Origin of the sequence: Veillonella sp. AF36-20BH (assembly GCF_003602765.1) — a bacterium.
GTDB classification, from domain to species: Bacteria; Bacillota; Negativicutes; order Veillonellales; family Veillonellaceae; genus Veillonella; species Veillonella hominis.
This window is the reverse complement of sequence record NZ_QTLR01000001.1, coordinates 2501-27429: the sequence shown is the minus strand read 5'-3', so window position 1 is coordinate 27429 and position 24929 is coordinate 2501. Positions and strand designations below refer to the sequence as shown.

The 24929-nt window shown below is 38.1% G+C and carries 20 protein-coding genes, 1 tRNA gene and 2 rRNA genes (1 of these 23 cut by a window edge); 2 read left to right on the top strand and 21 right to left on the bottom strand.

Features of this window, described 5'->3' with window-relative positions; all coding sequences use genetic code 11:
- Window positions 1-261: 261 nt before the first annotated feature.
- From ppk1 to DW000_RS00025, 19 genes are all read right to left on the bottom strand, one after another.
- Entirely contained in the window at window positions 262-2379 is a 2118-nt protein-coding gene (gene ppk1 / locus DW000_RS00115; RefSeq protein ID WP_120054607.1) for a polyphosphate kinase 1, read from the bottom strand.
- Window positions 2369-3934 (bottom strand): hypothetical protein, encoded by a 1566-nt coding sequence (locus DW000_RS00110; RefSeq protein ID WP_024060206.1) that lies wholly within the window; start codon window positions 3932-3934, stop codon window positions 2369-2371. Before DW000_RS00110 ends, ppk1 begins: the two co-directional genes overlap by 11 nt.
- Window positions 3934-5481 (bottom strand): exopolyphosphatase, encoded by a 1548-nt coding sequence (gene ppx, locus DW000_RS00105; protein WP_008713600.1) that lies wholly within the window; start codon window positions 5479-5481, stop codon window positions 3934-3936. The genes DW000_RS00110 and ppx overlap by 1 nt, the downstream gene beginning before the upstream one ends.
- A 222-nt stretch (window positions 5482-5703) precedes the next feature.
- Window positions 5704-6474 carry a TatD family hydrolase gene (locus DW000_RS00100; RefSeq protein ID WP_008713599.1) on the bottom strand — a complete coding sequence of 257 codons (771 nt, stop codon included), beginning with the start codon at window positions 6472-6474 and terminating at the stop codon, window positions 5704-5706.
- Window positions 6474-8420 (bottom strand): methionine--tRNA ligase, encoded by a 1947-nt coding sequence (metG, locus tag DW000_RS00095; RefSeq protein ID WP_120054606.1) that lies wholly within the window; start codon window positions 8418-8420, stop codon window positions 6474-6476. The genes DW000_RS00100 and metG overlap by 1 nt, the downstream gene beginning before the upstream one ends.
- A gap of 34 nt (window positions 8421-8454) precedes the next feature.
- Window positions 8455-9303 (bottom strand): 16S rRNA (cytidine(1402)-2'-O)-methyltransferase, encoded by an 849-nt coding sequence (rsmI, locus tag DW000_RS00090; RefSeq protein ID WP_120054605.1) that lies wholly within the window; start codon window positions 9301-9303, stop codon window positions 8455-8457.
- Entirely contained in the window at window positions 9293-10018 is a 726-nt protein-coding gene (locus tag DW000_RS00085; RefSeq protein WP_120054604.1) for a methyltransferase, read from the bottom strand. The genes rsmI and DW000_RS00085 overlap by 11 nt, the downstream gene beginning before the upstream one ends.
- Entirely contained in the window at window positions 10011-10856 is an 846-nt protein-coding gene (locus DW000_RS00080; RefSeq protein WP_012864130.1) for a stage 0 sporulation family protein, read from the bottom strand. Before DW000_RS00080 ends, DW000_RS00085 begins: the two co-directional genes overlap by 8 nt.
- A complete protein-coding gene (locus tag DW000_RS00075; protein ID WP_120054603.1) occupies window positions 10857-11897 on the bottom strand; it encodes a DNA polymerase III subunit delta' in 1041 nt (346 codons plus the stop codon).
- 75 nt (window positions 11898-11972) lie between these two features.
- Window positions 11973-12659, bottom strand: a complete 687-nt coding sequence (locus tag DW000_RS00070) for a thymidylate kinase (RefSeq protein ID WP_120054602.1) — start codon at window positions 12657-12659, stop codon at window positions 11973-11975.
- Window positions 12660-12661: 2 nt separating this feature from the next.
- Window positions 12662-14143 carry an aminotransferase class I/II-fold pyridoxal phosphate-dependent enzyme gene (locus DW000_RS00065; RefSeq protein ID WP_120054601.1) on the bottom strand — a complete coding sequence of 494 codons (1482 nt, stop codon included), beginning with the start codon at window positions 14141-14143 and terminating at the stop codon, window positions 12662-12664.
- 57 nt (window positions 14144-14200) lie between these two features.
- Window positions 14201-14779 carry an aminoacyl-tRNA hydrolase gene (gene pth / locus DW000_RS00060; RefSeq protein ID WP_024060200.1) on the bottom strand — a complete coding sequence of 193 codons (579 nt, stop codon included), beginning with the start codon at window positions 14777-14779 and terminating at the stop codon, window positions 14201-14203.
- Between the two features lie 10 nt (window positions 14780-14789).
- Window positions 14790-15743 (bottom strand): ribose-phosphate pyrophosphokinase, encoded by a 954-nt coding sequence (locus DW000_RS00055; RefSeq protein WP_008713587.1) that lies wholly within the window; start codon window positions 15741-15743, stop codon window positions 14790-14792.
- A gap of 127 nt (window positions 15744-15870) precedes the next feature.
- Window positions 15871-17244, bottom strand: a complete 1374-nt coding sequence (gene glmU / locus DW000_RS00050; protein WP_120054600.1) for a bifunctional UDP-N-acetylglucosamine diphosphorylase/glucosamine-1-phosphate N-acetyltransferase GlmU — start codon at window positions 17242-17244, stop codon at window positions 15871-15873.
- Between the two features lie 134 nt (window positions 17245-17378).
- A complete protein-coding gene (gene purR, locus DW000_RS00045; RefSeq protein WP_105086596.1) occupies window positions 17379-18197 on the bottom strand; it encodes a pur operon repressor in 819 nt (272 codons plus the stop codon).
- A 221-nt stretch (window positions 18198-18418) separates the two neighbouring features.
- Window positions 18419-19027 carry a peptidoglycan-binding protein gene (locus DW000_RS00040; RefSeq protein WP_120054599.1) on the bottom strand — a complete coding sequence of 203 codons (609 nt, stop codon included), beginning with the start codon at window positions 19025-19027 and terminating at the stop codon, window positions 18419-18421.
- Window positions 19028-19288: 261 nt separating this feature from the next.
- Window positions 19289-20461 carry a Na+/H+ antiporter NhaA gene (nhaA, locus tag DW000_RS00035; protein ID WP_105086597.1) on the bottom strand — a complete coding sequence of 391 codons (1173 nt, stop codon included), beginning with the start codon at window positions 20459-20461 and terminating at the stop codon, window positions 19289-19291.
- 35 nt (window positions 20462-20496) lie between these two features.
- Window positions 20497-21654, bottom strand: a complete 1158-nt coding sequence (gene nhaA / locus DW000_RS00030) for a Na+/H+ antiporter NhaA (RefSeq protein ID WP_004693243.1) — start codon at window positions 21652-21654, stop codon at window positions 20497-20499.
- Window positions 21655-21751: 97 nt separating this feature from the next.
- Window positions 21752-23083, bottom strand: a complete 1332-nt coding sequence (locus tag DW000_RS00025) for a PepSY-associated TM helix domain-containing protein (RefSeq protein WP_120054598.1) — start codon at window positions 23081-23083, stop codon at window positions 21752-21754.
- A gap of 138 nt (window positions 23084-23221) precedes the next feature.
- Between DW000_RS00025 and DW000_RS00020 the strand changes: the two genes are divergently transcribed.
- Window positions 23222-23295 (top strand) — tRNA-Gly (locus tag DW000_RS00020).
- Between the two features lie 88 nt (window positions 23296-23383).
- The gene (locus tag DW000_RS00015) at window positions 23384-23593 is read left to right on the top strand and encodes a TOBE domain-containing protein (protein WP_004693239.1); all 210 of its coding nucleotides are present in this window, start codon (window positions 23384-23386) and stop codon (window positions 23591-23593) included.
- A 911-nt stretch (window positions 23594-24504) separates the two neighbouring features.
- Here the strand turns inward: DW000_RS00015 and rrf are convergent.
- Both rrf and DW000_RS00005 read right to left on the bottom strand, forming a co-directional pair.
- A 5S ribosomal RNA gene (gene rrf / locus DW000_RS00010) occupies window positions 24505-24621 on the bottom strand.
- 79 nt (window positions 24622-24700) lie between these two features.
- Window positions 24701-24929: ribosomal RNA gene (locus DW000_RS00005) — 23S ribosomal RNA — on the bottom strand (its annotated part continues 2500 nt past the right edge of the window); the annotation flags it as partial.

Here is a 24929-nt window from a genome sequence, read left to right as displayed (position 1 = left end):
TTTTAAATACTATACAATATATTCCGAATTGTGTACATATATACAACACTAATACCACATATAGTATATACAGATTTTTTATTACTAAATTTGTATTTTTATGTGTTTTTCAATTGTTACCAACATTTTCTAGAACACTCAAAACTTCACTTTGTCCTCATTTTTAAATGTATAAGAAAGTAAAAAAGCCCATATAATGGGCTTTTTATATGTTATGTAATTGTATTAAAATTCATTACCTAATATATTAAGATTTCTTCATCATCTATTCATTTTTAACATTGGTTGTAACCGTTCAATGACCGTCATTGACTCTCTGTGTTCATGCTCAATAGCAGCTTTCATTAGTTCCTCTTGAGCAGATATAGGATTCTCTCGATCATTGATTTTATGATACGAACCATCTGCTCTCATAAAATGAGCTTTTAATGTATCATCTAAATATAAATCTAAAATACTTTTTACCCGTTCTTTATGGCGTTTATCTTCAATAGGAATCATAAGCTCTACACGTTCATTCAAATTTCGAGGCATCCAATCTGCACTAGATAGGTACAGACTTTCATTCCCTCCATTACGGAAGTAGAACAAACGATGATGTTCAAGAAAACGCCCCACAATAGAGCGTACTGTGATATTATCACTAACACCGGCAATGCCAGGACGAAGCGTACAAATACCACGCACGATAAGATCGATACGAACTCCAGCAGAAGAAGCTTCATACAACTTAGCAATGACCTTTTTATCGAGCAGAGAATTCATCTTACCAATGATATAGGCTTCTTCCCCATTCTTAGCAAACTCGATTTCACGGTCAATAAGTTCCATAATTTTTTCACGTAAATTTAAAGGCGCTACAATAAACTTATTCCAAATCGGTGGGTCAGAATATCCAGAAATCAAGTTAAAGAAACGTGACGCATCATCACCATACTCATCATTACAAGTAAATATACCACAATCAGTATACATGCGAGCTGTTTTACCATTATAGTTTCCCGTTGCTAGATGGACATACCGCCTAATACCATCGGTTTCCTGGCGTACCACCATAGTAATTTTAGAGTGTGTCTTAAGACCTTTTAAACCATAAATAACATGACATCCCGCTTTTTCGAGTCGACGAGCCATATGAATATTGTTTTCTTCATCAAACCGCGCCTTAACCTCCATAAGGACGGTTACTTGTTTCCCATTATCTGCCGCTTTTATTAAGGACGCAATAATCGGAGAATCCCCACTAACGCGATATAATGTTTGTTTAATAGCCAATACATCAGGATCTATAGCTGCTTGTGCAATAAATTGCTCAACCACTGCAAAAGATTCAAAGGGATGATGAACAAAAAGATCTTGCTTCCCAATAATAGAAAATAAGCTATCACCTTCATGATCAACTAATTCACTAGGAATCTTAGGATCAAACGGTTCATATCGGAGCTTATCATAACCAGGATAGTTACAGAAATCAAAGTACATACGGCAATCCAAATGTCCATCAATGCGATATACGTCCTTTTGCTCTAATTCTACACTTGTAAGAACAAAGTCTAATAAGTGATCCTTTATCTCTCCACAAACTTCAAGACGTACCGCATCACCACGACGGCGACGCCGCAAGGATGCCTCTACTTCAGATAGCAAATCTGTTGCTTCTTCCTCATCTATTTCAAGGTCTGCATCACGTGTAATACGGAAAACCATATAATCTTCAATACCATAACCTTGGAAAAATTGATTTGCATAATAAGTAATGACATCTTCTAGATAAACAAATCGATGTTCCTTATTGCCACGGCTTGGAACTTCAATGATTCGATCTAATACAGATGGTATTGGCAAGATAGCAATCTTGTAATCCTTAGTCCCATCCTCTTGTATTTGAAAGATACGTACAATTGCATTAATGGTATGATTTGTTAAAAATGGAAATGGGTGCCCCGAGTCAACAGCCAATGGTGTTACTACGGGGTATATATGTTCCTCAAAATAATGGCGTAGCCAGGCTTTTGTTTTTACATCTAGTGTATCAGGATGGGTAAAGAAAAAGCCATGAGCCTCTAGTTCAGTCAATACATTATTTAAATACGTGCTTTGCATGGAAACAAGACGTTGTACAGATTCATCAATCGCCTTTAATTGTGCTTTTGCATCCATATGAGCCGCATCATATTTAACAATGCCATTCACAACTTGATGGCGTAAGCCAGCCACTCGAATCATAAAAAACTCATCTAAATTAGAACTAGCAATAGCAATAAAACGCAACCGCTCCAACAGCGGAGTATTTGGATCTATGGACTCTAATAGTACACGCTGATTAAATTTTAGCCAAGATAATTCACGATTAAAATAATATTTAGCATTACTGAACATGGCGGTCACCTCCTCTTACAAGCATAAGTTCCATACCAAATACTTCTGTAAAATATTCAGCATCTCGATTAAACGTCCACCATTCTAAAGAAATATCCTCATTAGTGCGACAGAATACATACAATACATTATCGCGCTCTTCCAATATAACATCTGAGATTTTTTGGTTACTCCCTGCATCGAGAGCACAGGCCACACGAATGATAGCTACTAACTTTGTAACTTGAATCTTTTGTAATTCTGTCAAGGAATTAAAATATGTATCATCATCAGATGGAGTTCCCTTATAGTGATAAAATACGACATTTGCAACTACTTGTTTTTCTTCTTCTGAAAGCCCGAAAATATCCGTGCCCATCACAATATGATACGCATGCTCTCCATGGTTTCGTAAATTAACAAACTTCCCTACAGAACATAATATAGCTGCAATGCGGCATAAATAACCCCACCGCTCCGGTAAACCTTTATGGCGTAATGTTTTACAGAATAAAGAGCTGAAACGTTCCACCTCAGCATCATGAATGCTGTCAGTATGATATCTAGCGGCAACAGCACGAGCTAGCTGAGCATTTTGCTCACGCAATTGATACATAAAAGGATTATTTTCCGCCTCAACTCCATAAAACCAGCTTATTCCTTGCGAGAAGGAGAAGCTACTAAAAATCAACGATTTAGGCTCTATAGCCGTTATAATTTCATTAAACAAAATCATAGTAGGCATCAAAATATTGGCCTTATATTCAGGTAGTCTATATCGATTGATCAACTTAGTGGCCGTTACACCATCAAAGGATTTGATGAACCCCTTAAAACGTTCTGGTTCAATGGTAATAATATCATCCTTATTACTGCCATCTCCCATGAGGCGCGCCATATATTGAGCTTCATCGCCTGATAAAATGACACTATTAATATTGAAAGTTTTAAGCTCTTCCCGCAATGGGCCTATCATGCGATGTAAATACTCGGTAATAGCCATTGGAAACGATGTAGAGGAACGTTGGTTGCGATTAAAAGATTCCATAACACGCAAAGATCCGCTATGCATATTGCGCTGGAATAATAAGCTTTCACCACGCCAAACGGTTAAACCTACACCACCAGAAGTGATATCAAGAAATAATGTTGCCTTTGTAGGATCCGTCAAGCGGTACTGATTAGTCATCTTGTAATATAGCAGGGCATATTTGTAATACACCTCTTTAGGCATGTCGATAACCTCAACACGCATACCTGTTTGAATATAAATTTGGTCGAGAATACTACGACGATTAGCGGCTTCACGTATTACAGTAGTACCATATAATCTAGAGCGACTCACACCGTAATCGGCCATTAATTGTTTATATCCCTTTAGGATATGACAAATTTCCTCAATTGTTTCAAAACTCAAACGAGAGGTTTGGAATAATTCTTCCCCAAAGGTTACCTCCCTAGCTGCATAATCTATAACGCGTACATCATCGATGCCCTTGTATTCTAAAATAGTAATACTCATGCTACTGGAGCCTACATGTAGCACTGCATATCGTAATGCTTTTGGTAATGTCATTATGCCTCCTTACGAGCTTCCTTCCACTCTATTTCTAATGTTTTCTTGAATTCTTTTTTAAAAGATTTTCCTAATTTCTCTACAGCCGCTTTTGTGACACTTATATCGCGACCGTTCAAATAGGTTACTACTAATAGTACACTAGTATATTTTAGATTCACGGATAAATGGCGAATGAATTGTTCATGACTTTCATCAAGAGCTTCAGCCAAGGCTAAAATAATAGATATTTTTTGTCCTAACAAACGCTGTTCTTGATCTAACAATTTACCGTATAAGAAGTTTTTATACTCTTTTGGCGTCAAACCATGAGAATTCATAACAAGGAACGCACTGAAAGCTTGTTCAACATGGGAAAGCCCATATAAATTACTATTGACAAGCATATAGCAGCCGTGTCGGGCATGACTATAATAATTAATCCGTTTACCAATATCATGTAATAAGCTAGCCGCAATCAAACAACGTCTTGTATTTTTATCAGCTCTATGAAGTGGTTCTAATTCATCATACAGTTTAATAGCTAAATCTGTAATATATTTAGCATGAACTAACTCATGTTTAGTCATACCTAATAATACATTCTCTGCAGAATGTACTAAAATATCATCAATAATAGAGTTACCACCTAAGTAGTGTGCTCCATAATAGTCATAAAATAAACCTTCTCGCAAACCACACCCACCAACAACGAGTGTTTTAGTATTTACGTAGTTAAATAATTCTTCTACGATAGTAAGGCCGGCAATAATAATATCAGCGCGCTCCGATGATAAACCACTAATCTTTTTGCGTTCCTCTAGAGTTTTGCCTTTTACTTCTTCCAAAATTTCATGAAATCTATGATATGGAATTTCATAATTATGTAGCTTTGTAATAGGATAAGATAACTTGCGTTGATCCATTTTAGCAATATTACGAGCAGTGCCACCGATACCAAGAAGCGGTAATTTCACATTGCGAAGCCATGTATGTTCCTTAATCGTTTTCTTTACAACTTTCGTCAGTTTATCAAGTTCTTTAGGAGTATATTCATCCCCCTTCTGATATGTGCCTGTTAAGGTAAGGGCCCCTATCGGCAAGCTCACCGATTTTGTAATATGACGATTTCGTACAAGGGTTATCTCGGTACTGGCACCACCTAAATCAAAAATAATAAAATCCTTAAGTCCAATGGTATTGATAACGCCAAGAAACCCCAGGCGAGCCTCTTCTTCACCAGCAATACATTCTAAATCCAAACCCGTTCGTTCTTTTACGGATTTAATAAAAGTATCCCCATTTTTAGCCAAACGTACTGCTGCGGTAGCAACAGCTTTAATCGTATTTGCCTCCATTGCATCAGCCATGTGTACAAAACCTTTTAGAGCACGCAAGGAACGTTCCATGGCTTCTTCGGTCAATTCGTGAGTTCCCCACATATTCTCACTGAGACGCACACTTTCTTTTTCTTGATATATCAGTCGATAACTACCAGTCTTAGAAATTTCATATATGACAAAACGAACTGAGTTCGATCCTAAATCTATAAATGCAATACGTTTCATGTTGCTATCCTCATCTTACTTCTGTTCAGTCTGAATATACTTTAGTATACCATAGAAAAACGCGATTCTCACCGATAAGGGAGAACCGCGTTTTATAATTTATAATTTATAATTCTAATTTACTTTTATCGTGTATTCTAATACTTTAGCATAGAAAATCTTAGTGATTAGAATCCAACAAATATTTTATTCGCTAATAATCTTATGAACTAGTTTCTACATTTACTCGATGCCAAATACTCGTTTACCATTATTAAAAGCAATTTCACAAAACTCATCTACATCGAGCCCTTTAAGGCTTGCAATTTCTTCTGCCACAAACTGAGTTTTACTTGGATCATTTCGACGGCCTCTAAATGGTGGTGGTGTCAAATACGGTGAATCGGTTTCAATGAGGATTCGTTCTAATGGCACTTGTCTTGCCACGTCCTTAAGATTTGTAGACTTAGGAAATACTACAGGACCTGCAAAGGAAATATAAAAGCCCATTTTAATGGCTTCTTTTGCCATCTCCCAGCTACCAGAATAGCAATGGAAAATGCCCCAGTTATCCTTCCCTTCATTGCGCAAGATATTCATAATATCACCATGTGCATCGCGGTCATGGATAATAATCGGGAGATCTACTTCACGAGCAAGCTCTAACTGACGAATAAATACGCGTTTTTGTGTTTCACGGTCAGAAAAATCATAGTAATAATCTAGTCCAATTTCACCAATAGCACGTACCTTATCATTGTTAAGAGCTTGTTCCTTATAAAACTCGTAGTCTTCTTCTGTAAAGTCCTTTGATTCATGGGGATGAGTCCCTACAGCAGCATATAATTGATCGTACTGTTTAGCCAAAGCTAAACCAGACTCAACGGTACCTCTGTCAACACCAGGAATCATAATATATTCTACACCTGTATCAAAGCAGGCTTGTAACATCTCATTACGATCATTATCAAAGCGCCCATCATTCACATGAGCATGTGTATCAAAAAGTTTCATTATTTAACCACACTTCCTGCCGGTAATGATTCGATATTTGTTACCTCTAAATGTTCTTCCCAATCAGAGGCGGACAAAATCATACCATAAGACTCGATGCCCATCATCTTTTTAGGAGCCAAGTTAGACAAATAAATTACCTTTTTACCAACCATAGCCTCCGGTTCATAATATTGGGAAATACCACTTAATACTGTGCGTTCTTCAATACCGATATCCAATACAAATTTCAACAACTTCTTGGACTTAGGCACTTTTTCACAGCTTATAACTTTAGCTACACGAAGATCGAGTTTCTCAAAGTCATCATAGGTAATATTTTCTTTTAATGGTGGAATATTAGATGTATCTACAGCTTCTTCAACTTCTTCTGTAACAACTACATCTACCATTTCAGGAACTTCAAAACGTGGATAGATAGGCTCACCTTTTACAACTTTAGTACCTGTTGCCAATAATCCCCAAGTTTTAGCATCTTCCAACGTAGCCACTTCAAAACCTGTAAGCCCTAATTGTTCCCAGATTTTTGGAGCTCCTACAGGAATTACAGGGCTTACCAAGATGGCAATGATACGCAATGCCTCTGCCAAGTGATACATAGCAGATTGCAAGCGCACTTTATCATGAGCATCTTCAGATTTAGCCAATACCCAAGGCATTGTTTCATCAATGTATTTATTCATGCGACCAATAAAGGACCATACAGTTTTGATAGCTTTATTAAGCTCCATATTTTCCATCGCCGCTTCAAAATCTTTTGCAGTTTGAACGGCTAATATAGATACATCACGATCTAAATCATCCATATCATCGCATTTTGTAATCACACCACCATGGTATTTTTCAATCATCGCAATAGTACGGTTTAATAAGTTACCTAAATCATTAGATAAATCTGCATTAATTTTTGTAACGAAGTTAGGTAACGTAAAGTTGCCGTCATTACCTAACGTAATCTCGCTTAATAAGTAATAACGCAAAGAATCTGCACCATATGTATCAATCAATGGGATTGGATCGATTACGTTCCCCAAGGATTTACTCATCTTTGTACCATCTACAATCATCCAACCGTGTCCAAATACCTTTTTTGGTAATGGCAACTCAAGGCTCATGAGCATCATAGGCCAAATAATAGTATGGAAACGTACGATTTCCTTACCTACTAAATGGAGATCTGCAGGCCAGTATTTTTTATATAGTTCACCATCACCATCAAATGGAGAGAGTGCACTAATATAGTTCACTAATGCATCGAACCAAACATATACTACATGTTTAGGATCAAATGGAACCTTGATTCCCCAATCAAAGGATGTACGAGACACCGCCAAGTCTTCTAGACCTTGCTTTACAAATTGAATCATCTCATTACGTCGAGATTCAGGCTGAATAAAGTCAGGATTCTCTTCAATAAACTTAAGCCATTGATCCGTATATTTACCGAGTTTGAAGAAATAACTTTCCTCTTTAACACGCTCTACAGGGCGACCGCAATCCGGACAAGTATGATTAGGTCCTAGCTTCTGCTCTGTCCAAAAAGTTTCGTCTGGTGTACAATACCAGCCTTCATATTCGGCTTTGTAAATATCGCCCTTCTCATAAGCTTTTGTAAATAACGCTTGAACAACCGTTTCATGACGTTCATCGGTAGTCCGAATAAAATCGTCATTGGAAATATGCATTTTTTCCCACAATGCTTTAAAACCATTTACAATATTTGTAGTATATTCAAGAGGCGTAATGCCTTGTGCTTCTGCAGCGCGTTGAATTTTTTGGCCATGTTCATCAGAACCGGTCAAGAAACGTACATCATAACCAGCCAATCGCTTAAAACGAGCAATCGTATCTGCTACAGATGTACAATATGTATGACCAATGTGCAACTTAGCACTTGGATAATAAATAGGTGTCGTAATATAATACGTTTTCTTTGTGTCTCCCATGATGAGCCTCCTTCTAACCTTCGAATGGGAAGGTTTAACGTTCTACAATATTATATACATCCCGGCGGGAAACGTTAAAACGCTTTGCCACCTGGCGAATAGCTTCTTTTTTAGGTACCCCTGTATCTACAAGGGCTTGCACAGCCTCTTCATAAGATACTGGTTCATCCAACACTTCACTAGTATCGGACTCCACTGTGTCAGCACCGCCTACGATGAGGACGAATTCACCTTTATAGGTGAGCTGTTCTAAATCCTTCACAAGGCTTTCCAAATCGGTGCGTACAAAGGTTTCAAACTTCTTCGTCAATTCCCTTGCCACCACAATGGAACGATTGCCAAAGGCTTCATACATATCTTGTAACACCTCTTGCAATCGATGTGGTGCTTCATAAAACAGCAAGGTTCCCATCACTTGTGAAAGTCGTTGTAATTCTTCAACCCGATGTTTACCCCGTTTAGGTAAGAACCCTGCAAAGGTAAAGGATTTAGTATCTAAACCTGATGCAATAAGCGCTGTTAACGCTGCATTAGCACCTGGCAAAGGTACTACAGTTATGCCTTCTTCAATAGCCTTTGTTACAAGGTCTGCCCCTGGATCAGAAATAGCAGGCATGCCTGCATCACTGACACAAGCTACCGACTGTCCTTCTAATAAGAGACCTATAATATAGGCCCCCTTCTCCTCCTTATTATGTTCATGATAAGAAATCAAAGGCTTTTTAATATCAAAATGTTTTAACAATATGCCCGTATGACGCGTATCCTCAGCCGCGATAGCATCTACCTCACCCAAAATACGAACAGATCGATACGTCATATCTCCTAAATTACCAATCGGTGTAGGCACCAAGTATAAGGTGCCCCATTCATTATCGTTCATACCAAGAGGACACCTCCTTCGTGTACACATTCGTTTTTTTGTAAACGATGAGTGGTGGCTCAAGTACAAGACCTGCCTGACCTTGAAAAATAGACTCTATCAAAACTAATTTTGCCGGTTTATCTAGCATACCATGAACAAACCGAATTCGTTTTGCTTGAAAGTTAAACCTTTCTAGTTCATGTAATACATATTGCAACCGACTAGCACTATAAATCATCCACAAGCGACCTTTACATTTAATAAAGGACTGTACCGCTTTCAGAACATCACATAAAGTTGTATGTCCATCATGAAGTGCTAAATTACGCTCTTCAGATGTAGGCTTTGCACCGCTTTCACAATCATAAAAAGGGGGATTAACAATAACACCATCAAAAGGCTTATCTTGTATATCGCGATATGTCATATGCCGATAATCACCACATAACATATTTACCACATCTTGTTTACGATTATGTTCTACGTTACGCTTAGCCAACTCAACGAGAGTTTCATTAATTTCTATACCTGTAATATGACCTGCCCCTAATGACGTACCTATAAGCGGCATAACCCCTGTCCCAGTTCCAAGATCAACATAGCTATGACGACCATTAAATCGGCAAAAATGAATGAGTGCTATAGCATCAAATGAAAAGCGAAACATATCAGAACGCTGGTAAATCTGTAAGCCATCGATAATTAAATCATCAAGTCGTTCTTGATCATTCATCAGGCAATGCCACCTCGGACCATTTTAAATCGATAGTACGACCAGCTTCAAGCTGTACCTTTACAGTATGTTTGTGATGATTTACCTTTAAAACTTTACCAACACCTTCGTCAGTAACAACATCCTTTCCAATACCTGGAGGAGCTACCTCTTGTGGAACTTGTGGACGTTCCTTTTTTACATAAAGATCGCCACCTTTTTTATATAAATCATCTTCGTAGTTAAGACAACACATCAATCGACCACATACACCAGAAATTTTCGTAGGATTTAAACTCAAATTTTGATCCTTTGCCATGCGAATCGATACAGGCGTAAAGTCACCTAAGAAATTTGAACAACACAAAGATCGACCACAAGCACCAATACCATTTAGTACTTTAGCCTCATCACGGACACCCACTTGGCGTAACTCGATGCGTGTTCTAAATATAGTTGCCAAATCTTTAACAAGCTCACGGAAATCGATACGACCATCCGCAGTAAAGAAGAATATAATCTTATTCATATCGAATGTATATTCCACATTGATGAGTTTCATCGGTAACTTGCGTTTTTCAATTTTTTCGAGACAAATTTCAAAGGCTTTTTCTTCGCGCTCTTTATTTTTCTCGATTTGTTTCAAATCCTTAGAGGTTGCCTGTCTAATAACAGGTTTCACAGGGGCAACAACAGAATCTTCAAAGACCTCTTTTGGTCCAATCACAACTGTGCCGTATTCTACACCACGAGCTGTTTCAACGATAACTCCATCCCCAACGGATAGTTCTAATTGTTCAGGCTGAAAATAATAAATCTTTCCCGCCTTTTTAAAGCGTACGCCAACTATGGTTAGCATTTAATCCTCCTCCCGAGCATCATGAAGGGCGATACAGAGACCGTCCACCACGAGAGCGGTTTTTATATGTAAGCGCAAAGCCCGTTCTGCTTGCAATGTTTCGGTAATAACCTCTGACAATGCTTGCATGGACCAGCGCGGTAATAATCGTAATAATTGAGTCTTGTACATAGGTACTTGTAATTGCGTGTCTTGAGCCCCGATTTTAAGAGCCATCATATCTCTACTTATAAGGCGTAACCAGTGCATCAATTCCGTTAGATTTTCACGAGATAAGCTTTCACAAGCTAAGGAAATCATAGAAAACCATCGTGTTTCAAAAGCTAATATGTCCATCACCTTAACGGCTAACTCTAGCATTTCAATGCGACCTTGTGTCGCCAGTTTTTCCACCAATTGTGGATTACCATGACCAGCTAATAAAGCCTGTTCTATATCACCGGTAATTCCACGTGCTACAAGAGCGGTGCGAATCGTATCTACATCAACACTGTTAAAACCAACTCCCATACATCTAGAAATGATGGTAGGCAATACGGTGTTAATCTTGTTCGTAATAATGATGAAGTACACCTGTTCAGGTGGCTCTTCAATGGTTTTTAGCATAGCATTTGCCATAACTGCATTGGCTGTGTGAAAGTCCTCCACAATGACAACGCGGTTCCCATTGCCCGCCACAGACAGATGATCTTGTAATAATGAATACCACTGCTCTACCTTTAAGGTTGTTTTCATAGGGCGAATCCAAAAGGCATCACCCTTATCCATATAGATAGGTAATCCTTCGGCTTCGATACGCTTTTCCGTATCCCCATTTGCTAAACGGGCTTCCTTAACCTCTGCTAAATAAGATTCCCCCTTAGGTTGAGAGAATACTTGACGTCCTAGTAATAAAGACGCTAGGCCTATGGCCATATCTAGCTTGCCAAGACCAGATTCGCCATAAAACAAGAGACTATGAGGTAATGCATTACGACTTACAAGTTCAGATAGGTGTGCCTTAATCGAATCTTGACCAATTATAGAATCAAAATATGTCATAGCGCCTCCTATCAATACATGCTCAATATTAATATTATATAGGAAAAAGGCGACTTTTAAAAGAGTCGCCTTTTTCTAAGGTAGTAGATTTTCTACTACACTATATACATCATTATGAATTTCTTCAATAGTACGCAACGCATACTGACTAGACTTAGCTTTATAAGCACAAGGTATGCGGTGCCATTGATAACGCTTTACTAATTCTTCATACGCACCGTGAACGGCTACTAAATATGCATGATTTCCTTCGTGAATATCACCAGTATTGCCTCCTGTTTTACCAGTGCGCTCCGCCATAAGGGCTTCGCTCACTTCAAGGGGCATATCTAAAAGGCATACCGCATCAGGTTTAGGCAAGCCAAATTTTTGGAACTCAAAATCTTCAAGCCAATCTAAAAATGCAGTGCGTTCCTTCGGATTATCGTATTTTACCATTTGGTGCACCATGTTAGACGTTGTATAACGATCTGCAATGATGATTCCCCCATTTTTGTAAAACTGTTCCCAATCAGTTCTAAAGGAAGCAAATCGATCGATAGCGTACATGGAGCTTGCCACATAAGGATTTACATCATGTACATTCTTACCAAATTCACCAGCTAAATACATTTTAATAGGCATAGCGGCGCCGCTATCATAGTTTGGAAAGCTCACAGACTTAACGGCATGCCCTTCTTTGGTCAAGCGTTCTACTAAGAGTTTAGTTTGTGTAGCCTTACCGCTGCCGTCTCCGCCTTCTAATATAATCAAAGTCCCCATAATTACTCCTGTAACACCCAAATTGTTTCCAATGTCATATCATCAGACCCATTAGGTACATAACCTAGAGCCTTTCGATTCTCTATATATTGTAACACAGAGGCACTAATCTCTTCACCTACTGCTACACAGGGAATCCCCGGTGGATAATAAGCAATTGTCTCCCCTGCAATACGATGAAGTGCTTCTTTTAACGGTATTTGCTCACGATTTGCATACATAGCATTACGAGGGGTTATGCGCACAATAGGCGCTGGCAGCAGCGCAGAATCTTTACTAATGTCTTGCAATTGCTCTTCCTCTGTATTATTAAATTCTTTAAATGTACGTAACACCTTTTCACTTACAGCTTGTACAGCCTTAATAAGAGCAGTTACAGACTCGTTTGTATCACCTATGGTAATAAGCACTAACACATGATTTGCCTGTACTAACTCCACTTCGATACGATGATTGCGCAATAAATGTTCAAATTCTACACCTGTTAAACCTAAGCCTTTTGCATCAATCAGCACCTTAGTACAATCATAATTTATTACCCGCTCTTGAATATCTGTATATTCCATAGTAGCAATACCAGAAATTTTATTGAGTTCCTCACGTAAGTACATACTCAACTCTAGTCCACGACTTACTAAATCATTACCTGCTGTGGCTAATTGATGGCGCGCCATATCTAAGGAAGCAAGGAAAATATAGTTTGGACTCGTACTTTGTAGCATTTGATGCATTTGCGTAATACGCCGCTTATCAATTTTTTTACCTTGCCCTAATAGCCAAGATGTTTGTGTCAAAGAGCCAACAGATTTATGTGTACTTTGAGCCACCAAATCTGCTCCAGCCTCTATAGCCTCTATAGGTAAACTTTCAGAGAACGGCAAATGAGGCCCATGAGCTTCATCAACAAGTACAATAAGTCCCCGCTTATGAGCCTCTTGTATGATATTAACAATATCTATGCCCACGCCATAATAGTTTGGATAAACTAAAAGAATCGCCTTTGCCTCTGGATGTGCATCCATTGATTTGATAGCATTTTCTAATGATACACCTAGTGGAATTCCCCAGCGTTCATCAAAATCACAGTCCATATATACTGGTTTGGCTCCTGAGAGGACAAGCCCACTAATAACGGAACGATGTGCTTCTCGAGGAATGATAATGATTTCATCAGGCCCTACAGTCCCCATAATCATGGCTTCAATCAAAGCTGTAGTACCATTAATAGAAAACCAACAACAATCAGCTCCATATAACTCTGCTGTTAAGTCTTGCGCTTCTTTTAATTCCCGTTCAGGTTCATGTAAATCATCTAAAGCATACATAACACCTAAGTCATAGGGTAACGCTGGCCCCATCCAATTCTTTAATAGTTGAGGTGCTTCAACGCCTATCTTATGACCTGGTGTATGAAAGGGCACGAAATGTTGTTCTTTATATGATTCTAAAGCCTCTACAAAAGGCATTTTTTCTTGATTACTCATATGTACCTCGTAAAAAGGGCATGAATCTCAATGAGACTCATGCCCTTATGCATGTATTTATCGCTGTGGACGACGTTTAGGATTGAATTGATTCATGCCTTTATCCATACCTACCTCTAGGGTGCCTAATACGGCTTTTACCGTATCCTTAATACCTTTTTGTACCTTCTCTTGCGACTCTTCACTAAATGGTGCTAAAACGTGATCAATGACAGTCCATTGTGGTAACGGACGTCCAATTCCCACGCGGAATCGAGGAAAATTTTCTGTTCCTATATGGGAAATTAAGGATTTAATCCCATTATGTCCACCCGAACTACCATTTGGTCGAATACGCAACTTACCTATAGGTAAATCCATGTCATCATAGATACAATACACATCAGATGGATCAATTTTGTAGTACCGCATTAACGGTCCTACAGACTCACCACTTAGATTCATAAATGTTTGCGGCTTTACAAGCAATACTTTTTCACCATCTACGGTAATACTGCATACCTCAGCACGTTGCTCCTCTCTCCAAGGCGTGTGAGGGACACTATCGGCAATGGCATCAATAACCATAAATCCAATATTATGTTTTGTCTTTTCGTATTGCTTGCCGGGGTTACCGAGGCCTACTACTAATTTCAAAAATCACCTATTATTTATCAAATAAATTACTTACAGACACTTCATGGAAGATACGCATAATTGCTTCACCCAACAATGGAGCTACGGATAATTGCGTAATATTTGGTAAGTTGCAATTTTCCGGCAATGGAATAGTATTAGTAACGATAAGTTCCTTAATATTGGAATTTGCAATTCGTTCACTTGCCGGATCTGTCAACACTGCATGTGTAACAGCGGCGGTAACGGATTTAGCACCGAATTCTTCCAATGCTTTAGCACCTTCAACCAAGGATCCAGCTGTATCTACGATATCATCGATAATAATACAGTTTTTACCTGCCACATCACCGATGAGATTCATAACTTTAGCCACACCTGGTTCAGGGCGTTTTTTCTCAATGATTGCAATCGGTGCACCAATGCGGTCAGCCAAATCACGAGCTCTTGTAACACCGCCAAGGTCAGGAGATACAACGATAATATCTTCCATATTTTTTTCATTAATATATTTAGCCAAAATAGATGCGCCAAACAAATGATCTACAGGCACATCAAAGAAACCTTGAATTTGTCCTGCATGCAAATCAATTGTTACAAGACGTGTAATACCTGCCGTTTGCATCAAATTAGCTACTAATTTAGCTGTAATCGGCTCACGACCGCGAGTCTTACGGTCTTGGCGAGCATAGCCATAGTAAGGAACTACTGCAGTGATATGACGTGCAGAAGCTCGTTTTAACGCGTCAGCCATAACCATGAGTTCCATTAAATTATCATTTACAGGATAGCTAGTTGGTTGAATGATAAATACATCTTTGCCACGTACGCTTTCATCAATCATTATTTGTACTTCGCCATTGTTAAAACGACCTACAAATGCTTCACCTAAAGGCAACCCTAAATAATCACAAATTTCCTTTGCCAATGCAGGATTTGCATTACCTGTGAAAATCTTGAGTTTTTTGCCGTCTTCAAATGCCATTTTGTTACCCTTTCATTTGCTCCTATACTGGTTACTTATCCATAATCCATACATTACAGATACACACTATTGCCTTTTTATTGTATACTATTTTGACCTAATTGTGTTAAAAAATATGAGATTTTTTTTATTTCTTTTTGAAAGTATCCTCTGTTACCCAATTTTCTTTCACAATTTGCTTGCTACGACCTACCGCCAAGGCCTTATCTGGTACGTTTTTAGTAATAGTTGAGCCCGCACCTACATAGCTATAATTACCTATTGTTACAGGAGCTACTAAGTTACTATTACAACCAACAAATGCACCATCACCAATAGTCGTACGATGCTTAACTTTCCCATCATAATTTACGGTAATAGTGCCACAGCCAATATTAACACCGGCCCCAACATCACTATCGCCGATATAGGAGAGATGTGGAAACTTGGTACCTTCCCCAACAATAGAGTTCTTAACCTCTACAAAGTTACCTACATGAACCTTATTACCTAAAACTGTATTTGGACGCAAATGGGCATATGGACCTACATCTACACCGTCTTTTACTTCACAGTCATGACCATAAGTAAAATGGATAATCGTATCATTACCGACTTTTACATTCGTCAAACGAGTATGTGGTCCAATTTCACAACGTTCACCAATGATAGTATCACCTTCAAGGACTGTACCAGGATGCAAAATTGTATCTGCACCTACTGTTACCTCAGGAGCCACATAGGTATTTTCAGGGTCAATAATTGTTACGCCAGCAGTCATTAACTCAACATTTTTACGATGTTTTAATATAGCTTCAGCCTCTGCTAATTGCAAACGTGAGTTTACCCCTAAAGATTCTTCAAAATCCTTAGTCATGTATGCACTTACCTTGTCGCCACCATTTACGAGAATACCTACTACATCAGTAATATACAATTCACCTTGGGCATTATCATCAGATAATTGATCTAAGCAAGGCCATAATTTTTTACTATCAAAAGCGTACATACCTGTATTTACTTCTTGAACCGCTAATTCTTCAGGTTTACCATCTTTCTGTTCTACGATACGAACTACAGAACCCACTTCATTACGAATGATACGTCCATAACCAGTTGGATCCGGCATATGAGCAGTTAAGATTGTAGCTGCTGCACCGGAATTTTTATGTTCTTCTAAAAGCGCTTCTAAACTTTCTTTTGTAACCAGGGGAGTATCACCGCATAACAATAAGATTGTACCATCATAGTCACCAAGTACTGGTTGAGCCATCTTAACTGCATGACCTGTACCATTTTGTTCTTCTTGACGAACAAATTCAGCACGCTCTCCCAAGTAATTTTGTACTGCATCGCCACCAAAACCAACGATAACAACATCGCGATTGGTACCAATGGATTGAACCGTTTCAAGAACGCGTTCTACCATCGCCTTACCGCCGACCTTGTGTAACACTTTTGGCAATTTAGACTTCATACGCGTGCCCTTACCAGCAGCTAAAATAAGGCTTGCAATATTCATAGTAATCTCCTATCTGGTATCTCTTATATCTCTAAACCATTTTAAATATTATTATTTACGTCATTGTTTAGCCCATAGGTCAATACTCAATATAAACCATTATATCAGCCTATAATCTTCCTAATATTAATGATTTACTCTGTATCTAACACAGGATCTATACTAATTTTCTTTGTATTTTCATCGATACCATAAAAAGTAAATAATGATTCATAATCATCGATCAACTTCGGACTTGGTTCAGCTGTAGCTACAAGAACACCTGTGCCAACAACGACCCCACTCATTTCAAGAACTAATTCCTTAAGTCCCTTAGCGGTACCGCCAGCTTTCATAAAGTCATCGATAATTAACACCTTCGCATTGGGAGGAATTGCCCGTTTAGTTAGAGTCATAGTCTGAATGCGCCCAGAGGAACCTGTTACATAATTAATGCTAATAGCAGAACCTTCTGTTACCTTACTATCACGTCTAGCAATAACAAGTGGTTTATTGAAAGCTCTCGCTACCATTACAGCCAAAGGAATCCCCTTTGTTTCTACAGTCAAAATATAGTCCGGTTCACGGTCCACGAAACGAGTCATAATAATCTCACCCAGACGTGTCATTACGTGCCAATCATATAAGATATCAGACATATAAATAAAACCACCTGGAATGATGCGATCTGGCTCCATTAAACGAGCTTGCACATCTCGTAAAATATCGTTCGCTTGTGTGCCCTTGCGATGCGGAATAAATCGTACCCCACCAGCTACACCGGCCACCGTTTCTAAGGTCCCCAGTTGAAAGTGTTCCATAGACTGCCTTACACATGTTAAATCTTCACTAACCGTTGATTTAGCCATGCCAAAAAAGTCGCAAAAGTAATTTAAAGGAATCAATTTTTGCGGTGAATCAACTAACAGTTTTGTCATTGCCACCATTCGTTCTACACGCCGTACTTTATCCATAGGGTTATCCTTTACCATTCATCATATAACTATTGAGTATACTCATCAATTTAACATCATGAGTCATCATCATATATCTATATTATACCATAATTTCCGAATATTCGAGGTTTTGAATACATTATAATTCGGTAAAAGAAAAACTCTCTAGCATTTTATACAAGAATATGATTTTAGTCTATAAACCTATCATATAGTTATATAAAGCTAGAGAGTCATCATTATAAAATATAAACCTTTACAGATTGACGTTCAAACTGCAATGCTTCTGCACGAGAATCAAAAGCTAAATCAATGCGATGCCCTTTAATAGCACCACCTACATCGTCAGCTACAGCATAGCCATAACCTTCAATATATAATCGCGTTCCCAAAGGAATTAATTTAGGGTCTACAGACACAAGTCCCTTCCGTAGACGACTACCTGTAGCTGTATATTTTCCGTTGCCAGGATCTTGAGATGAATAGCCACTAGCCTCCATCGTTAAAACTTTAGAGTATTTATTAGGCACTCCATTATGATTGCGTTCTGTGCCATGGCCACCATAACGAGTCTCCATCTTTTCCAAAGCATTCATCGTAGCAGGACCAACACGACCATCTACAGGGAGCCCTTTAGATTTTTGAAATTTTCGAACAGCCTGTTCTGTATTATGACCGTAAATGCCATCTATAGAATCATGTAAAAAACCTTGATGCTTTAACATGGTTTGCACCTTACTAACGTGATGCCCTCGTTGCCCCCGATCAATAGTTTTTGCTAATGATACAGAGGATACCATTACAATCATACAAACAAGCGTACATGTAATAATTATTTTTTTTATCATATACACCTCACCTTACATTAAGTAGTATACTATACAGTTTTAAATAATCTATAAACCATAAAGGTTCTATTAATATCAATAATTCATATATTAAATTATAGTTATAGTAATAATTTTAAAGGTGTATTACATATATATCATAAAATTATAAGATACCAATGAAAATCTCCATTATATCCTGCAAGAATATTCACTTAGATTACTTCTAAAGTCGGAAATTCTCTTCAGTCTACAATGGAGATTTAATAGTTTTATTTAATTTTAGCAGTTATGGTATACACCAATATGACATTCTTTTCGGTTTGCACCAACAAGTCTTAAGAAGATGTAACCAAATAATGCAGAGATTAATGAGCCAAGTATAACGCCACCTTTTGCCATTTCTTGAGCGTGACCTGGTTCAAATGCCAAGATAGATACGAAGATACTCATTGTAAAGCCTATACCACATACAATCGCAGTACCATATACATGCTTCCAATTAGCTTCTGTAGGCATTGGTACAAGGCCACATTTCACCATCGCAAATACTGCACCAAAAATACCTAATTGTTTCCCTATAATAAGGCCTAATGCAACACCAAGCACTACAGGATGCGTTAAGTCATTAACAGATACATTACGTAAATCTACACCAGCATTAAAGAATGCAAATATTGGTACAATTAAAAAACTAACCCAATTGGACAATAAATGTTCCCAATGTTGCATTGGGCGAACATACTTACGGCCTCGTTTCCCTTTTGAAGGAATTGTCATAGCTAAGATTACACCAGCCATAGTTGCATGTAAACCAGATTTTAATACACAATACCAAAGGATAAACCCTAGAATGATATATGGTAAAGGTCGTACATATCCTTGCTTATTACAGTAGATTAAAGCAGCTACAACTACGACAGCTGCACCTAAATACATCATGTGAATACTTGACGCATAGAAGATTGCAATTACGATGATAGCAATCAAATCATCTATAACGGCAAGAGCTGTTAGAAATACTTTCATTGAATTCGGCACTCTAGAGCCTAACGCAGATATAATACCGATGGAAAATGCAATATCCGTAGCAGTCGGTATTGCCCAACCATGTATATATTCAGAATGAAAACCTGCAATTAAGTAGTAGATAAAAGCGGGTGTTAGAACACCAAATAATGCAGCAATGCCTGGCATCACACGTTTAGCATTAGTATTAAGCTCACCTGATACTAATTCACGCTTAACTTCGAGACCTACAAAAAGGAAAAAGATTGCCATCAATGCATCATTAACCCATTCTAAAATTGTTAGATTACCTATATGGTGATTAACGATTTGAAAGTATTGTTCAGATGATGGAGAGTTCGCTAAAATTAAAGCGAGTACTGTTGCTCCTAGGAGTACAGATGTAGCTGCGCCTGGAGAACGTAAGAAAACAAAAATGCGTTCCATTTGAATCCTTTCTATACTTACAAAAGATTATTTTATTAAATTTTACCACGCATCTTGCGTATTTGATAAGCTAAAATTAGGACAATCGCACCTAGCAAGCCTGCCGTGATTGATCCTATAAAGATACCTACCTTAGCCATTTCTTGTGTTATACCTGGCGGAAAAGCCAGTGTAGCAACAAAAAGACTCATAGTAAAGCCAATACCACACAAAATAGCTGTGCCATAAATTTCAGGCCACGTCGTTTTTGTAGGCATCTTAATTGCTTTAGATTGAACTAAAATGTAGACAGCAGAGAATATACCTAATTGTTTTCCTAAAATCAAACCGAATGAAACACCTATGATTACAGGATGGAATAAATTGTCTATGGAAAAATCAGCAAAGGATACACCAGCATTTAAAAAACTAAATAATGGTATAATTAAGAAGTTTACCCAATTGCGTAAAGCATGGGCCCATTCTTCCATAGGATATACTACCTTATCTATAACTTTACCTTTAAAAGGAATTGTCATAGCCAGTACAACACCGGCAATGGTAGCATGCACACCAGATTTTAAAACTAAATACCAAAGAACTAATCCTAGAACACAATACGGAAGTGGTCTTAAATAGCCTTGCTTATTAGTATAAATCAGTAAACCAGTTACAGCCGCAGCAGCTATTAAATCCATAAAGTTAACGCCTGCCCCATAAAAGAGAGCAATAACGACTATGGCAATCAAGTCGTCAATAATAGCTAATGCAGCTAGAAAGGCTTTCATCGCTGTAGATACCTTATTACCAAGCATTGTAATAACGCCTATAGCAAAAGCAATATCTGTAGCGGTAGGAATCCCCCAACCATGTCTATATTCTGGCATATATCCAGCCGCAAAATAATACACAATAGCTGGCGTAATAACACCTGCAAATGCGGCTAATACGGGAAGCACACGTTTCGCCTTCGTATCAAGCTCCCCAGAAATCATTTCCTTCTTGATCTCTATACCAACATAAAGGAAAAAAAGAGCCATTAAGGCATCATTTACCCACTCCAGTATAGTCATTGGACCAAGGTGTATTTGCATGACTGCAAAATACTGTGCTGCAATCGGTGAGTTCGCCACAAGAACGCCTAAAATAGCAGCGGACAGCAAGGATATCCCACCAGCAGACTCTGACTGGAAAAATGCTTTTATAAAATTCATAATAACTACCACTTTCTGAGTCATAAATAATAATACGTATTTTTATGTATATAAAAACAACTATATTTATTATTATATCATTTCAGTTCGAAAATAATCAATATTGTTTACTTTCTTTAAGTAAAGAGATAAAAAATACAATAAGTGATACAGTTAAACAAATAGCAGCAATCGTATTCATAACAGGATTTTGCCAAAGTGGTAGAAGCAATCCTATAAGAACAGATATACTACAAAATAATGGTGTACGCCAAATATGCTTTTCCTCTACCGATACTTTAGATAGAATTACATCTGATTTTTTATACTTTCTAATAATAGTCATCATAAGTCCAGTCACGATACCAATAATGAGAACAATATCCCATATAGCCCACAATATCTTCAGAGCCATCGTATTATGATTATGAATATGTAGGTTAATCATAGTCGTCATACCTGTAAAATACCATGGAACTGCTTTAGTAGAAAATCTATCATTACTAGAATCGACATACAAGTTAGCATATACAGGCTGTCCAAGAAACATAGCTGGATCATCATCATTTTCTGCACCTAAATAAAATGCATAATGGTAATTGTTAAACTTAGATGGATAATCCATAGAAATAACTTGTCGATCTGGATATACTTTCATTATACGAGAAATTGCTTCTGATGGTTGCAATATTTCAGATTGTCCAATCGAAAGTTCCTGTTTAGCATTATGAAGTACATCGGCATTATAGTTATCATTTGCAATAAAAAAGCCCCCAATCCATACACCTGTTATACATAATATAAATCCCCAGACCGTTGCAACTATTGAGAATTCACGATGTAATGCACCTATTTTCATTTTCTTAGATAAAACAGAGGCTTTAGAATAACTTTTATGAAATGGACCATATAAAAAAATCCCTGAAATAATAGTGAGACTACATAAAAATGATAAGAATGTTACAATATATATGCCAATTTTACCTAAATCTAATCGTGTATGTAATTGATGAAGAGTATGTAACATACTACGAATCCAAGGATGTACAGGAGGCTCATTATGTGAAGTAATCAGTTCTTTAGATATAGGATTATATAAAACATAATCCCCACCCATTCCCATGCGAGCTGGAGGTGCTACCGTAGCCGTAGATTCAATAATACGATACCGTAAAATATGTGTAGCCCCCATAGCAGGGGATATATTCAAAATATCTTTTGATGGATATTTCTGTTTAACAAGTAGTGCCCCCTGATCAGCATACTTAAATATAGATTCTTCATGTTCATTCATCGACATTATAGCTGATGAATGATGTGTTGTTCCACCTTGAGCCCATGCATTTAACTCAGTTCGAAACATGAGTACTAATCCTGTAATACAAAACATTAAGAAGAAAATTAAGGAAATGATAGATAACCATTTATGAACTTTATATACTTTTGACATACGAATTCCTCCTTTTCTATTATTTTATACATCTAGATTGAAAGTAATTCAATACATTTACTACTATAGGTATAATCATAGATATATCTATGATTACTTGAATGTATATGTAAATATATGATACAATATTTACATCGTGCGGGCGTAGTTCATCGGTAGAATGCGAGCTTCCCAAGCTTGAGAGGAGGGTTCGATTCCCTTCGCCCGCTCCATATAATTTGTGATGTAATGTATATCACAAATTATATGCAAAATATTATAATATATATACTTTTTGTATTGTTTTTTAAGGAGATATCCATGAAATTAAGTGCAAGAAATCAATTAAAAGGTACTATCGTTGAGATCCAAGAAGGCGCTGTAAATGCAATCGTAAAAATCAACGTAGGTAATAATAATATTGTTACTGCTGACATTACTATTCAATCCGTTAAAGAATTAGGCTTAGCAGTTGGCAAAGAAGTTGTCGCTGTTATCAAATCCACTAGCGTAATGGTTGGTGTAGAATAATAAAGAATTAGAGCTGCTTAGGCAGCTCTTTTTTTGTATATATATTAAATTCCTAATAAGTTGTTATTAATATATAGGCTCTATGATTTTGTGATCATGGGGCTTGTTATTTACATAAATATGGAGTTGCTCAACTAGTTTACGGTTCGATACCATTGGTGCTGCGCACCGCGGTATCGATTAGATAAAGTTTATTTACATATATTTAAAGTAGCTCAACTGCTTTACGGTTCGGTAACATTGGCACGTTGTGCCTCGTTACCGTATGGATTAGTTAGATACTACCATTAGCCGCGGCTTCCTATCAATCCTCACTGTGGATTTCCCTTCTCTGCTTCGCAGCTCGGTAAATCTTACGTTCGGAAGCACTCATATGGTTCGGCTGCGTCGCTTAGCTCTAAGACCTCTTCGGTTGCCCTACTTGCTTCCTCACTGTGGATTTTCCTTCTCTGCTTCGCAGCTCGGTAAATCTTACGTTCGGAAGAAAGCGATGCAGTGAATCTGTCGTCGTTTCACTCCTCCATCTTCTACTGCCCTGCTTTTCCCAGGGCCGTCTTACACGGACACGTACATAGATACAACCTCTACAACCTTGGCTGGAGGCTGCTCTAGTAGGGTTAGCTAGTCGAAGACTAGCAAAAAGAAAAAGGCCTACCTTTAGGTAGACCTTTTTCTTTTAGTCAATCAGCGAGTCCTTATGTACGGTTCTTTCCTCCAGGATACTGGGTGTTCGTCGCTGTGGATGGACTTATGTAGCTTCGCTACATGTCCATCTTACGCTCCGAACTAAGCGATGCAGTGAATCTGTCGTCGCTTTACTCCTCCATCTTCTACTGCCCTGCTCACCAGGTACCCTGGGAGGATAGGAAGCCATACATAAAAAAGACACACCCTCAGGTGTGCCTTTAATCAATCAGCGGCTTCCTATCCTCCCAGGCCGTCTCCAGCCAAGTACTTTCGGCGTTTATGAGCTTAACTACTGTGTTCGAGATGGGAACAGGTGGATCCTCATAGCCATCGCCACTGAATCTGTCAGAGTTTGTACTCTGAAAACCACATAGAAGTATATATATTTGTTGCACATTCTGCTTAATGTTTTACGTTGCTTAAGTAAAGCCCTCAATCGATTAGTACCAGTCAGCTCCAAACCTCACGGCTCTTCCACACCTGGCCTATCTACCATGTCGTCTACATGGGATCTTACTAGCTTTTGCTATGAGAAACCTCATCTCAAGGCTGGTTTCACGCTTAGATGCTTTCAGCGTTTATCCGTCCCGAACGTAGCTACCCAACTGTACCCTTGGCAGGATAATTGGTACACCAGCGGTTCGTCCAC

What these genes read in the sequence shown, in the direction of transcription:
- ppk1 (WP_120054607.1), bottom strand. Translation starts at nt 2,379, where the DNA reads ATGTTCAGTAATGCTAAATATTATTTTAATCGTGAATTATCTTGGCTA.
- DW000_RS00110 (WP_024060206.1), bottom strand. Translation starts at nt 3,934, where the DNA reads ATGACATTACCAAAAGCATTACGATATGCAGTGCTACATGTAGGCTCC.
- ppx (WP_008713600.1), bottom strand. Translation starts at nt 5,481, where the DNA reads ATGAAACGTATTGCATTTATAGATTTAGGATCGAACTCAGTTCGTTTT.
- DW000_RS00100 (WP_008713599.1), bottom strand. Translation starts at nt 6,474, where the DNA reads ATGAAACTTTTTGATACACATGCTCATGTGAATGATGGGCGCTTTGAT.
- metG (WP_120054606.1), bottom strand. Translation starts at nt 8,420, where the DNA reads ATGGGAGACACAAAGAAAACGTATTATATTACGACACCTATTTATTAT.
- rsmI (WP_120054605.1), bottom strand. Translation starts at nt 9,303, where the DNA reads ATGAACGATAATGAATGGGGCACCTTATACTTGGTGCCTACACCGATT.
- DW000_RS00085 (WP_120054604.1), bottom strand. Translation starts at nt 10,018, where the DNA reads ATGAATGATCAAGAACGACTTGATGATTTAATTATCGATGGCTTACAG.
- DW000_RS00080 (WP_012864130.1), bottom strand. Translation starts at nt 10,856, where the DNA reads ATGCTAACCATAGTTGGCGTACGCTTTAAAAAGGCGGGAAAGATTTAT.
- DW000_RS00075 (WP_120054603.1), bottom strand. Translation starts at nt 11,897, where the DNA reads ATGACATATTTTGATTCTATAATTGGTCAAGATTCGATTAAGGCACAC.
- DW000_RS00070 (WP_120054602.1), bottom strand. Translation starts at nt 12,659, where the DNA reads ATGGGGACTTTGATTATATTAGAAGGCGGAGACGGCAGCGGTAAGGCT.
- DW000_RS00065 (WP_120054601.1), bottom strand. Translation starts at nt 14,143, where the DNA reads ATGAGTAATCAAGAAAAAATGCCTTTTGTAGAGGCTTTAGAATCATAT.
- DW000_RS00055 (WP_008713587.1), bottom strand. Translation starts at nt 15,743, where the DNA reads ATGGCATTTGAAGACGGCAAAAAACTCAAGATTTTCACAGGTAATGCA.
- glmU (WP_120054600.1), bottom strand. Translation starts at nt 17,244, where the DNA reads ATGAATATTGCAAGCCTTATTTTAGCTGCTGGTAAGGGCACGCGTATG.
- purR (WP_105086596.1), bottom strand. Translation starts at nt 18,197, where the DNA reads ATGGATAAAGTACGGCGTGTAGAACGAATGGTGGCAATGACAAAACTG.
- DW000_RS00040 (WP_120054599.1), bottom strand. Translation starts at nt 19,027, where the DNA reads ATGATAAAAAAAATAATTATTACATGTACGCTTGTTTGTATGATTGTA.
- nhaA (WP_105086597.1), bottom strand. Translation starts at nt 20,461, where the DNA reads ATGGAACGCATTTTTGTTTTCTTACGTTCTCCAGGCGCAGCTACATCT.
- nhaA (WP_004693243.1), bottom strand. Translation starts at nt 21,654, where the DNA reads ATGAATTTTATAAAAGCATTTTTCCAGTCAGAGTCTGCTGGTGGGATA.
- DW000_RS00025 (WP_120054598.1), bottom strand. Translation starts at nt 23,083, where the DNA reads ATGTCAAAAGTATATAAAGTTCATAAATGGTTATCTATCATTTCCTTA.
- DW000_RS00015 (WP_004693239.1), top strand. Translation starts at nt 23,384, where the DNA reads ATGAAATTAAGTGCAAGAAATCAATTAAAAGGTACTATCGTTGAGATC.